The 13,030-nt window shown below is 46.7% G+C and carries 10 protein-coding genes; 9 read left to right on the top strand and 1 reads right to left on the bottom strand.

What is annotated here, in order from left to right; translation table 11 throughout:
• The first annotated feature begins 17 nt into the window (after positions 1–17).
• The 9 genes from GRF55_RS08190 to GRF55_RS08230 are packed head-to-tail and all read left to right on the top strand — an operon-like array spanning position 18 to position 12,171.
• A complete protein-coding gene (locus GRF55_RS08190) occupies positions 18–2,531 on the top strand; it encodes an SLBB domain-containing protein (RefSeq protein WP_220367950.1) in 2,514 nt (837 codons plus the stop codon).
• 44 nt (positions 2,532–2,575) lie between these two features.
• Positions 2,576–3,637, top strand: coding sequence for a Wzz/FepE/Etk N-terminal domain-containing protein (locus GRF55_RS08195; protein WP_220367951.1), 1,062 nt, complete (start codon positions 2,576–2,578; stop codon positions 3,635–3,637).
• A 23-nt stretch (positions 3,638–3,660) separates the two neighbouring features.
• Positions 3,661–5,088 carry a flippase gene (locus GRF55_RS08200; RefSeq protein WP_220367952.1) on the top strand — a complete coding sequence of 476 codons (1,428 nt, stop codon included), beginning with the start codon at positions 3,661–3,663 and terminating at the stop codon, positions 5,086–5,088.
• A gap of 10 nt (positions 5,089–5,098) precedes the next feature.
• Positions 5,099–6,349, top strand: coding sequence for a hypothetical protein (locus GRF55_RS08205; protein WP_220367953.1), 1,251 nt, complete (start codon positions 5,099–5,101; stop codon positions 6,347–6,349).
• Complete coding sequence (locus tag GRF55_RS08210; RefSeq protein WP_220367954.1) at positions 6,349–7,290, top strand: glycosyltransferase; 942 nt, start codon at positions 6,349–6,351, stop codon at positions 7,288–7,290. The genes GRF55_RS08205 and GRF55_RS08210 overlap by 1 nt, the downstream gene beginning before the upstream one ends.
• Positions 7,291–7,316: 26 nt before the next feature.
• On the top strand, positions 7,317–8,498 hold the full coding sequence (locus GRF55_RS08215; RefSeq protein ID WP_220367955.1) for a glycosyltransferase family 4 protein: 1,182 nt from the start codon (positions 7,317–7,319) through the stop codon (positions 8,496–8,498).
• Positions 8,495–10,063, top strand: a complete 1,569-nt coding sequence (locus tag GRF55_RS08220; RefSeq protein WP_220367956.1) for a right-handed parallel beta-helix repeat-containing protein — start codon at positions 8,495–8,497, stop codon at positions 10,061–10,063. Before GRF55_RS08215 ends, GRF55_RS08220 begins: the two co-directional genes overlap by 4 nt.
• On the top strand, positions 10,064–10,969 hold the full coding sequence (locus tag GRF55_RS08225; protein WP_220367957.1) for a glycosyltransferase family 2 protein: 906 nt from the start codon (positions 10,064–10,066) through the stop codon (positions 10,967–10,969).
• On the top strand, positions 10,966–12,171 hold the full coding sequence (locus tag GRF55_RS08230; protein ID WP_220367958.1) for a glycosyltransferase family 4 protein: 1,206 nt from the start codon (positions 10,966–10,968) through the stop codon (positions 12,169–12,171). Before GRF55_RS08225 ends, GRF55_RS08230 begins: the two co-directional genes overlap by 4 nt.
• A 50-nt stretch (positions 12,172–12,221) precedes the next feature.
• Here GRF55_RS08230 and GRF55_RS08235 read toward each other — a convergent pair whose 3' ends face one another.
• A complete protein-coding gene (locus tag GRF55_RS08235) occupies positions 12,222–12,980 on the bottom strand; it encodes a glycosyltransferase family 2 protein (RefSeq protein WP_220367959.1) in 759 nt (252 codons plus the stop codon).
• Between the last annotated feature and the right edge of the window lie 50 nt (positions 12,981–13,030).

Raw genomic sequence — 13,030 nt, forward strand, 5'->3', positions numbered from 1 at the left:
GAGAATTATACTGAGATATGAAAAGAAAATTGTTGGTAATATTGACAGCAGTGCTGCTTCCACTGAGTGTGCTTGGTCAGTCGTCGATGACAGACGACCAAGTGATGAACTTTATAGCAAAAGAGTATAAGGCTGGCAACTCGCGTGGACAGATTGTAACGAAATTGATACAGAACGGTGTGGACATCAGCCAGATTCGCCGTGTACAGAAGAAGTATGAGCGCATCGCACAGGACAAGGGACTGGGTGCCGTGTCGGACGCAAGCATCGGCAAGACCAACGACGACCGGACACGCACGAACAACGTTCAGAAAGAAACGGAGGAAGGTTCGTCACAGCGAATCGGCAATAGCGGCTATAATCCGGAACTCTACACTTTCGACGAGAACGACAAGGAGTTCACGGAAATGCAAGGTGCGATGGACGACTTGCTGCCGACGGACACTGCAACAATGTATAAACGCCTGTTGGAACAGCAGAAACGCAACAAGAAGAAAGTGTGGGGACGCGACATCTTCAACAACAAGAACCTGTCGTTTGCGCCAGCCATGAATATTGCCACCCCGCGAGACTACGTCCTGGGACCTGGCGATGCCGTGTTCATTGACGTCTATGGTGCCTCGCAAAAAACCGTTCAGGGCGTTGTGTCGCCCGAAGGAACGGTGACCATCGAAGGCTTCGGACCCGTCCAGGTGGGCGGACTGACCGTTTCGCAAGCCAACGCCCAACTGCGTTCGACACTCGGAGCACGATACAGCAGCAGCCGCATACGCCTGAGTGTCGGTCAGACACGCAGCGTGACGGTAAACGTATATGGCGAAGTGAACGTACCCGGCACCTATACGCTCTCCGCCTTCTCCACCCCACTCAACGCGCTCTACATGGCAGGCGGCATCAATGATGTGGGAACGCTGCGCAACATCAAGGTCTATCGCAACGGAAGAATGATTGCTGCAATCGACGTGTATGACCATATCCTGAACGGAAAGTCGGTCAACATACATCTGGCTGACAACGACGTGATTTATGTGGGCACCTACGACTGTCTGGTAAATATCACGGGTAAGGTGAAACGCCCCATGTATTACGAGATGAAGAAGAACGAGAGTGTCGCTACCCTGCTGAAATATGCCGGTGGATTTACGGGCGATGCCTATACAAAGTCGGTTCGCCTCATCCGCAAGACCGGCAGACAATATTCCATCCACAACATCGAAGAATTCGACCTCAGTTCATTCCATGTATCCGACGAGGACTCGGTAAGCGTAGATTCAATCATCGCACGCTTCGAGAACAGCGTGGAGGTGAAGGGAGCCGTCTTCCGCCCGGGAATGTACGAGGTGGGCAACGACATCAACAGCGTGCGCACACTGATTGAACATGCCGAAGGAGTGCGCGAAGAAGCATTTACCGACCACGCCGTGATGCACCGCATGAGAGCCGACCGCACACTGGAAGTGATACCCGTAGATGTGCAAGGAATCTTGGACGGCAGAGCGGCAGACATCCCCCTGCAGGCAAACGACGTGCTCTTCATCCCGACCAAACAAGAGATGATGCAGGAACGCACGCTCACCATCCATGGTGAGGTGCACTACCCCGGTATCTATAAATATGCAGCCAACGAGACGGTGGAAGACCTGATTCTCCAGGCAGGTGGTCTGAAAGAGACCGCTTCAACGGTGAAAGTGGATATCGCCCGCCGCATAAACAATCCCAAGGCAACCAGCCCTGACAGCATTATCTCACAGACCTTCACGCTCGCACTCAAAGATGGCTTCGTCATCGACGGCGAGCCGGGCTTCGTCCTGATGCCATACGACGAGATTTACGTCCGTCAAAGCCCGGGATTCAACATCCAAAAGAATGTCCGCGTGGAAGGCAACGTCATGTTTGCCGGTGTCTATACCCTCTCAAGCAAGAACGAGCGCATATCAGACATCATCAAGAAAGCAGGCGGTCTGAACGACCTCGCATATATTCGCGGAGCACGCCTTGAACGCCGCACGAACGAGGACGAGCGCTTGCGGATGCAAACCGTACTGAGGATGTTGCAGGCACAGGCAGGACAGAAAGACACCTTGAACATAGCCTTGCTGGAACTGGGTGACACCTATCCCGTAGGTGTCGATTTCGAGAAAGCACTGAAGAATCCCGGTTGCGACGAGGACATCGTGCTGCGGGAAGGCGACCGCATCTTCGTTCCCGAATACAACGGTACGGTTAAGATTTCGGGCGACGTGATGTATCCGAACACCGTGACCTACGAGAAAGGCAAGCGCCCGTCATACTACATCGACCAAGCCGGTGGATGGGGTAACCGTGCGAAGAAGAGCAATACCTACATCATCTATATGAACGGCAAGGTGGCAAAAGTCGGTCATAACGCCAAGGTGCAACCCGGCTGTGAAATCATAGTTCCGAGCAAGCCCAAGAACAGTGGACGCTCACTGACAGAATGGCTCACCATCGGCTCAAGCGTCAGCAGCATCGCCGCGATGATTGCAACAATAGCAAATATTGTGAAATAGGATGAAAGGATTTGGATTTTGGACATTAGCTACAATTCTCAAGTATGGAAAACAATAGACAAACCATAGATTTCGGAAAGATCTTCAAGGATCTTTGGAGCAGGAAAATGTTGTTGCTAAAAGTGTGGGTAGTAACCTTTATCCTTGCTTGTATATATATATTTCCTCAGCCCAGATATTATGATGCGAGCGAGGTTCTGGCGCCAGAAATAGTAGATCTTTCGTCAAGTGGCGGACTTGGGGCTTTGGCAAGTAATTTCGGTGTGAACTTAGGTATTGGCATGAGCAAGGATGCCATATACCCCGAACTGTATCCCGATCTTATTGGTTCCAAGCAATTCCTGGTTTCGCTGTTTGATGTTAAGGTCAAGACATTAGACGGCAAGGTTGAGTGTGACCTACATACCTATCTACTGAAGCACCAGAAGGATGCTTTCTACAATTATCCCAAAACATGGCTGATTGAGAAAATAAACGAATGGAAGAATTCCGACAAACCAGTAGGTAAAGCCGATGGAAAGATAGATCCGTTTATCTTGAGCGAGCAGGACATGTTGTTGACCAAGGCATTGGAGGGCATGATACGTTGCTCGGTGAATAAAAAGACAGATGTGGTAACCATTTCGATACGTTCCCAGGACCCTCTGGTATCAGCTACTTTGGCAGATAGTGTCTGTCAGCGGTTACAGGCTGTAATAACAGACTACAGGACAAGTAAAGCGCGTATGGATGTCGAGTATTATACAAAACTTACCGAGAAGGCAAAGGCTGACTATGACCGCTCAGTTGTGAAATACAGCCATTTCTGTGATACCCATGAGAGTACGGTTCTACAGGTCTATGCATCCGAGCGCGACAAGCTGGAGAATGAGATGTCGATGTGCTTCTCTACATACCAGACCATGCAGACTCAGCTGCAGGCTGCCAAGGCTAAACTGCAGGAGCGCACTCCGGTATTTACCATCCTACAATGCAGCACGGTTCCGATAAGACCAGCGGGACCCAGACGCATGATATTTGTCATTGCAATGCTGTTCCTGGCAACGGTATGCACTACGCTGTATGTCGGGAGGTCCGAATTCAAGAAGGCATTTGCTGCACGCTGACAACAAGGTGCACATGAGATACGATGAGCATTAAAAGGAATTTTGCATATAGCTTTATTTTAACGGCAAGCGGATATGTCTTTCCACTGCTGACCTACCCTTACGTGTCACGCATTCTTGGGGTGAGTGGCATTGGCATATGCGACTTCGTTGACAGTATCATCAACTATTTCATCTTATTCTCCATGATGGGTATTGCCACGTGTGGAATACGTGAAATTGCCGTGCACAAGGATGATCGGGAAAGACGCTCAAAAATATTCTACAGCATACTTTTGCTTAATATTATCAGCACTGCCATTGCATTGGTCATATTGCTGACTGCCATGTACACTGTCCCTGCATTGGCTCAATATCGCAAACTGCTGTATATTGGTGTCCTAAAACTGATTGCAAACATATTTCTGATAGAGTGGTTCTATACAGGAATGGAGAACTTTGCTTACATCACGAAGCGCACCATTGCTGTCAAACTAATATATGTAGTAGCAATATTTGTCTTCATTAGAAAGCCAGAGGATTATTCCACGTATTACATCCTTACGGTTGCGACAATTGTGCTGAATGCTGGTTGGAATATGATTTATACCCGAAAATTTGTTACGTTCTCCCTAAAGGATATATCAATAAAACCGCTGCTGGCAACGTTTTTCTCAATGGGTTTATACAAAATTATCACGTCTATCTATACTACTATGAATGTGACGTGGCTGGGGTTTGTTACTGACACCGACCAAGTGGGTTACTACACATCTGCGACGAAGCTGTATACGATTATCATATCTGTGTTTACTGCTTTTACGGGCGTCATGTTACCCAGGCTGTCGGCTCTGCATGCCTTAGGCAATGAAGAGGAATTCTGGAAGAAGATAAGGCTTTCGGTCGAGGCTTTGGCTTGTTTTTCTTTCCCTGTAACGGTGTTTTCCATCATATTTGCGCCCAACATTCTGCATTTCCTGCTGGGAAATGGTTTTGAAGGGGCTTATCTGCCATTCCGCATTATTGCTCCTTTGGTATTTATTATCGGCTATGAACAGATTCTGGTTTTACAGATTCTTATCCCTCGCAACTATGACAGGATTGTCTTGCGAAATTCCGTAATAGGTGCTTCACTGGCTGTATTGGCAAACTTTCTGATTGTAAAGATGTATGGTGCGACGGGCTCTGCCATTGTGTGGCTTTCGTCTGAATTGGCCGTTCTGACGGCAACATTGCTTTTTGTCTGCAGGAAGACCCGTTATGCATTGCCGTTACGGACTATAGGACGCTACATGATATGCTATGCGCCTTTGGCTTTGGTTCTTTATCTGATGCGCAGGACAATGGCTACAAGTGACCTGATAATTCTGCTGACGACAGGTTCGGTGGTGCTGTTGTTTACAATAGTGATTCAGAAATATTATATAAAGTCTCCTGTAGCGATTGGGCTTATAGAGAAGTTACGGATATAACGACAGACGTATGATAACGGGTAATACGACAACAGACAGACTTGGTGTCATGATGCTTGCTAAGAATATCATGATGGTCTTGGTTGTGTTTGTATTAGCTGTGATTCTGGGCAACGGGTTCAATCTGATTGGTTGGGCATACATTGTACAGGTGCGATATTATCTGCTGATGGGCATGGTGTGCATTGCAGTGGCGACTCTGTATTTTATTCAGCATGTAAATCAGCCTATCACATTCAAATACTACGCTGCTTTTATTACGATATGGCCGTTTTGCATTGTTTTGTCATCGTTTTTGCAGGGTGGCATCCTGATTGAGGAGTTTTCTCAAATTCTTTCTTGGACATATGTTGGAGCATTCTTTTTCATTTTCTATCATTTCAAGTTCAGCGAAAAGATGATTTTGTGGATATTGGGGCTGTATGCATTGATAACGGTAGGAATTCAGTTAGCTCAACAGATAGATCCCTTGTTTGCCATATTCGGTGGTGACCCTGAGGATTTGCGTGATGTGGTCTTGGCTGAGAAGAGGAATGGTTTGGTACGTTTCTTTGTGGGAAGTTATCATGTCCAGATGCTTATAATGTGTTTTTTCTGGAGCAGGTTGCTGAAGACGTTTCGCCTGCACTGGGCAATACTGTCGGCGTTGCTTGTTGTTTCTTTATATCTCTATCTGACCAAGCAGATTTTGGCATCTACGTTATTCACGTTAGGGATATCGTTCTTTATGATTAAAGGGCGGAGTGTAAAGATCCTGGCATGTTTGCTGGGTGGTGTTTGCCTTGTGGCATTAGGGATTTTCTGGGATGAGTTGTTTGGCGAGCTGATTCAAGACAGTAAGGACGACAATTTCTCGCATGCCATACGTTTTGAGTTTATCGAGTACATCATGGATTACAATCTGACGGATCCTATAGGTGTGTTATTTGGTCATGGCACCAGCAAGCCGTGGTTTTCTGAACTTCAGCATAAGTTATATCATCCTTCTGACATTGGTTTTTTCGGTGAATCGATTTATTTTGGCTGGGTGTGGGCTCTGGCTTATTTCTACGTGATTTACCGGATAATGGTTACATACAGGCACAAGATTCCGCTGTATATCAAGCTGTTTATTATCTGTTCGGGAGTGATTTCCATATTTATCTTCCCTTATAGAAACCGTATCGAGACATTCAACTGGATATGTATGATATATATATGTTCTCTGTATGTTGATGACAGGAAAGACCTTGTCATGGAGAAAGAACTTGTACAAAAATAATGTCGCATATGTTGTTTTCCGTAGTAATTCCATCATATAAAGGGCGTTATTTGGGTGAGGCTATTGACAGTGTCATTGCTCAGACTTGCGGTGATTGGGAGCTGATTGTGGTGAACGACTGCTCGCCGGAGGATCTGGGTGGGGTGGTTGGTCCTCGCCTGAGTGACTCCCGGATAAGGTATTTTGTGAATGAGCGCAATTTGGGTGCTGAGCATCTGTGTGAGAACTGGAATGGTTGCCTGAAGTTTTGTTCTGGTGATTATGTGATCTGTATGGGTGATGATGACAGGCTTTTGCCTTGTTGTCTGGATGAGTACAGGCGTTTGATTGAGAGGTATCCTCAGGTGGATGTTTTGCATGGCCAGACTGTGATTATTGATGAGTGTGGTGATGTGTGTGAGTTGCTGGAGCCTCGACGTGAGCACGAGTCTGCGTTGGAGCTGATTTATTATAGATGGGCTGGTATGGGTCGTCAGCAGTTTGTGGGTGATTTTTGCTATAAGAGGGTGCCGCTGATGGAGCGTGGTGGTTTTTTCGTTTTGCCTTTTGCTTGGGGCAGTGATGATATTTCTGCTGTGATGGCTGCTACGCCGTGTGGTATTGCGAATACGGAGAGGGTTTGCTTCGAGTATCGTAAGAATCGTTTTTCGATTTCGTCGGATGGTCATTTCAGGGGTAAGGCTGACGCGCTGTTGTTGCAGTGGGAGTGGTTTGAGTCTTATTTAGGTGGGTATGTGTCTGGCACGCGGCAGGAGTTGGTCACGATAGGGCTGCTGAAGGTGATGATGCCGAGGCATTTCAGGTTGCATATTAATGACATGATTCGTAAGGACTTGCGTGTGTGTAGATGTAATGTGTTGTTCTGGCTGAGAAACAGGAGGCGCTATGGTGTTACGGTTCGGGAGGTATTGATTCAATTTGTCAAGTCTTTTAAGGTTTGAGATTTGAGGTTTGAGATTTGAGATTTATGGTGAGGAGGATTGCTTTTATTACGGAGGGTTTCATGGGTAGTACGCTGCCTTTGATTCGTCAGTTGTGTTTAAGGGGCTACGGGGTTGATTTGTATTACTACAAGAGGGTGATACATGAGCCTGAGGCTTGCGAGCTGGACTATCGTGCGGAGCGTTATGGGGTGAATGTTGTTCCGATGGAGGTGTATGGTGGTATCAGCAGGTATGTTGGTAATGATAATCTGCGGATTTATGTGTTTTCGCAGGTTAGGCCGCTGGGTTCTGTTCCTGTGGTGCGTAGTGTTATGGGGCTGGTTATGAGGTGTCAGGCTTATGGTGCTGCGCGGGTGATAAACGGGCGGTGTTATGATGCGATTAACGTGATATGCAACTATGACATGGGGCATATGGCTGACTTGCTTCGTTACTTGGGTGGCAATGTGGTTGTTTCGTTGCATGAGGTGTGGAATCATGGCAAGCCTTGTGTGAAGCCGTCGAGGTTGTTGGCTGAGGTGATACGCAAGGGTTGTAGGATTGTGTTGTTTTCGGATCATTCGAGGGGTGATATTGGGCGGATTGCTGGTGTTGACATGGACTTGGTGCGTGTGAATCCTTTCGGTCTGTTTGAGTCTTTTGCTTCGTTGCCTGAATTGGAGGTGCGGGAGGGGCTTCCTGAGAGGTATTTTCTGTTTTTTGGCTACATCAGACGATATAAGGGTCTGGGTGTTTTGCATGAGGCTGTAAGGTTGATGGGTGAGGCTTTGGGTGGCTATAAGATTGTGGTCGGCGGGCAGGGTGATGATGGTGTTTTAGAGGAGATGAGGGGGGACGACCGGTATGTGTTAATTTCTCGTTTTATCCGTAATGGTGAGTTGGTTGGTTTGATTAAGCGGGCGTATGCTGTGGTTTGTCCTTACTTGAGCATGTCGCAGAGTGGTATTCCTCAGACTGCTTTTCCGTTTGGGACTCCGATTGTTGCTTCTGACCTGGAGGGCTTCAGGGAGATTATCACTCCTGATGTTGGGATGTTGTTCCCGACGGGAGATGCGCGGTCGTTGGCGCGGTGCCTCTCTGAACTGATAATGCATCCAGACAGGCGTGAGCAGATGCGCAGGAATATTCTTTCTTTCACTCAGCGGCATCCCAGATATGACTGGGAGAATATCTGTGAGAATTATCTTGAAATCATCGGCTTATGAGAATGTGTGGAAAAATAGGCTATTGGGTTGTGTGCTTTATGGCGTGTGCCGTCTGTTCTGATGTTTATTCGCGACGGGTGATTGATGTATGGTCGCAGAGCCAGTTTGATTCTCTGACGTCGATTATCACTCGCCAACTGGAGAGTGGCGAAAGGGATATACATGTAAGACTGGCTGCTGGGAGATTTAAATTCTCGGAGAATCACATATACTTAAAGGATCTTGCTTATCCGAGGTCTTCTGTTACAATTTCCGGTGAAAGGGGTACTGTCGTCTATTCGGATGGTATGGGATATTCGCGAGGGGACAGGTACTGTTATGCCTTTAATCATCAGAATACGTTTCTGGATGATCATTTGCAGGAATTGTCGATATGGAGCGAGAGTATGATTGCTGATGATACGATACGTGTTGTTGACCGGAGCGGCGGAAGATGTTTCATTCCATATCGAGGCTTGGAGCCTCAGTCAGGTGAGTTGTGCAGATACACTTATGTATTGGTGACTATGTGGTTTACGAGCAGTATCTACAAGGTGTCGGCGATAACGGATGAGGGTGTCTTCTTTGAGTGTACGGACTTGAACGACGATAACTGGCTGAAGACGTATAATGTGAACCTTGACTATGCCTATACGAAGCATTGTCGTGTCCGCATACAGATGCCACGTTTCAGGGTGTGCAATATGTTATCTGCTCCTAACTCTATCGCTGACGGGCGCATAGAGTCCGAAAAGGACAGGTTGCATGAATGTCGCAACACCACGTTTGTTTCATTGGAGGGATGCAAGTTGAGGACCTTTAATATTGATGGTATATGCTTTAACGGCAATGCGAACAATTGGAACAAGTATCTGATAGAGGCGTCGGACTGTAAGTTTACGAAGGGTTTGAACATCACAGGCAACTCGTTCAGATACCTAAAAAGCCTGGCTGTGTGTGTGACTGCTACGGATAATCTTACGTTCCAAGAGAACAAGGCTATATTCTGCTCGTCGGGAATTGTGCGTTCCAACAACGACTGCAAGAACAGCAACGTACTGAACAACCGTTTCGAGCAATGCGGGACGGGTATGACCAACATTCCTCTCGTCCAGACGATTGGAACTGATTTTCTGGTCAAGGGAAATGTACTGTCGGACTTTGGATATTCAGGTCTGAACAGTGGTGTGTTCTGGGGTCATGAAATGACATATAAGTGTTCAGGCATCATAGAGGAAAATGAATTGTATTATACTGACATCACCTTGGATAACATCGAGAAACGAACGCTGATTGACAGTGGTGCCATATACGTCTCGACCCAAAATCACAAGACGGTGATTAGAAACAACTACATCCACGACTATATCGGGATATGGGATTACAGAGGGATATATATGGACGACGGTGCGAACAACTGTCATGTATATGGCAACAAAGTGCGCAATACGCCTACCTCCTACAGCATCCAGTTCAGCAGTCAAGGAAAAGAGAGTGACCCAAATAACAAGGCGCCCTATTTCTACAGAGGGAACATGGAGGCAGACAATGACTGTGACGGTAAAATATATCTAAAACAAAAGTAAATGAAGCATATTGCTACAATTATTACGTGTCATAACCGCAAGGAGAAAACCATTTCTTCCTTACGACACTTGTATGCTGCCAAGGAACGCTACGATTCCACATCGGAAGAGAAGCTGAACATCGTGGTGTATATGACCGACGACGGCTGCACCGACGGCACATCCGAGGCTGTACGAAATGCTTTTCCCGACAAGGAAATACATATACAGCAAGGTGACGGGAACCTGTACTGGGCAGGTGGTATGAACTGTTCATGGCAGGTGGCAGCCAAAGACCGGGAATGGGACTACTATCTGCTGCTTAACGACGATACAGACATGACCGCAGATTGTTTCAACCAACTATTCGAAGCCGAACAATATGCCAGCACACGTCATGGGAAAGAGGCTTTGGTTGCTGGAATCATTGCATCTAAGGAAAAACGCAGCGAGGTGACTTATGGAGGCGAAATCTTCCTGACAAGGTTCACTGCCAAACTGCAACGCTTGATTCCGTCGGGCAAACCACAACAGTGTGACCTGCTCAATGCAAACATCATGTTTGTACCCAACAGCATATTCCGGAGCATAGGCGTTTTCTATCCTTACATGCACGGTTGCGCAGACTCGGACTACTCGGTAATGACAAGAAGAGCAGGATTTCCCGTTTACGTGACTTCAGGAATCTGCGGACATTGTGATTTTGACCACTGGACAAAGGCTGACGACAAGGAAAACATCGTCAAGATGACCCTTCAGGAGCGTAAGGCATATTTCCGCCATCCGCTTCACTCCAACAAGGACTACCTGACATTGATCAGGCGCATAACACCTTGGCGCTACCCATTCGTCTGGCTGTTCAGAAACATGGCCGTATATTGTCCGTCACTCTATTACAAAATAACATTCAGAAGATATAAATCATGAATCTCATATACATAGGATACCTGTACCCCGACACATTATTACAGGAACTCATTCACCTGAAGTCCTACATAGACTTCCCTGCCCATAACTTTCAGACAGCACTGTTAAAAGGGCTCGACAAGGAATTTCCCCAAACCAGAGTCATTTCCGCTGCACCCGTTTCAGCCTTTCCCAAGATAAAGAAATGGCATTTCAGCAAACAACCGTTCTCACACCGCGGCGACAACACAGCAGAGGACGTATATGTGGGATTACTTAATTTCCCATTAGTCGCATTGCTGTCACGATTCCTACGTGTGCGGTCCGAAATAAGAAAATCCATCAGGAACGGCGAGCATAACATTATCCTGTCCTATGGACTTCACACCCCGTTCCTGTTAGCAGTCCTGACCATGAGAAAACATGTAGAAAAAACCTGCATCATAGTCCCCGACCTGCCCCAATTCATGACAGGAAAAAGCAACCCACTGTACAGATTCGCCAAAGCCATTGACCGTCGTATCATCAACCACTGCCTCAAACGCATGGATTCATTCGTGCTGCTCAGTCCACACATGGCAGAGATGTTGCCAATAGAAGGAAAACAAGCCGTCGTCGTGGACGGCATCTATGGAGGGACCCCTCATAACATCCTTTCTACGCCAAAAGAGAAACATAAGACCGTACTATATATCGGAAAAGCCGAAGAACGTACAGGAATCTACGACCTCATTGAAGCCTTCAGGCAAATCGACGACCCGAACTACAGACTGTGGATAAGAATCTATGGAAACAAGAAAGAATACCTGAACAATGCACGTGAGCGCATAAAGGATGACCCACGGATAACCCTTCTGCCACCAATGAGCAGAACCGAACTCCTGCAATTTGAAAGAAAAGCAACCGTACTCGTAAATCCCATACGGCCGACACAAACATTCACACGCTACTTCTTCCCTTCAAAAACCATGGAATATCTCGCATCAGGAACACCCACCATAATGTATCGGCTCGACTGCCTTTCCGAAGAGTATGACAAACACATACACTTTATTCCGGAACAGACCGTGCAATCACTGCGTGATACAATCGTAAGCGTGTGCAGTCAGTCCAACGAAGAACGCAGCGATTTTGGCAAAGCAGCCGAAAAATTCATCATGGAGAGTCGCAATCCTGATGTACAGGCAGCAAAAATTGCAGACCTCATTCGTAATAAGACATAGAAAACAACCGCGCACCGACTGCCTGCAATCTTACAAAGATATTATCCTCCCTACAATTTAAACTCGAATATCTTATAAAGATACTTCATGCTGATCATCAACGGATTGGTATAGATACCATTCTCACGACAGCCGCGGACATCATCCTTGATAAGTTGCATCCGGCTCCTGACATTCCTGGTACTGACACCACCCGTCCGCATGGTTACGAAATCCATAGGCAGATAGCTGGCATTAATCTTATGCACCATGAAAAGACGAACCATCATCTCGTAATCGCTGCCGATGGCATAGTCGGTCTTGTATAGTCCAGCCTTGTCATAGACGCTACGACGGCAATAAAAGGAAGGATGAGCCGGCATGAAACCAAAGCGGAGCCAAAGGGGACGGAAAGGCTTGGAACTGTAGTAGCGCACAACCTTCTCGGGCTGCGCATCACGAATAAAATGAACATCACCATATACAGCTTCCAACTGAGGGGTACTTCTAAATGCAGACACAACACGTTGCAGGACATCATCAGAAGTATAAAAGTCGTCACCGTTCAGAATACCCACAATATCACCCGTCGCCCTGCTTATCCCCTTATTCATCGCATCATATATTCCCCCATCCTTTTCTGAAAGCCAATACAATTTTCCTCCAAACATCGGCTCATATTCTTTTATCACATCAAGGGTATGATCCGTTGAACCGCCATCTATGATCAAATATTCAATATCCTCGTAAGTCTGTGACAAAACAGACTTTATCGTGTCCCTCAACGTAGAGCCACAATTATAAGTAACCGTTATGACAGAAACCTTCAAAATACTTTTTTTTAATATAACGCATCACAACACCACATATTATATTTCAT

It is taken from the genome of Prevotella sp. Rep29 (assembly GCF_019551475.1).
Taxonomy (GTDB): Bacteria; Bacteroidota; Bacteroidia; order Bacteroidales; family Bacteroidaceae; genus Prevotella.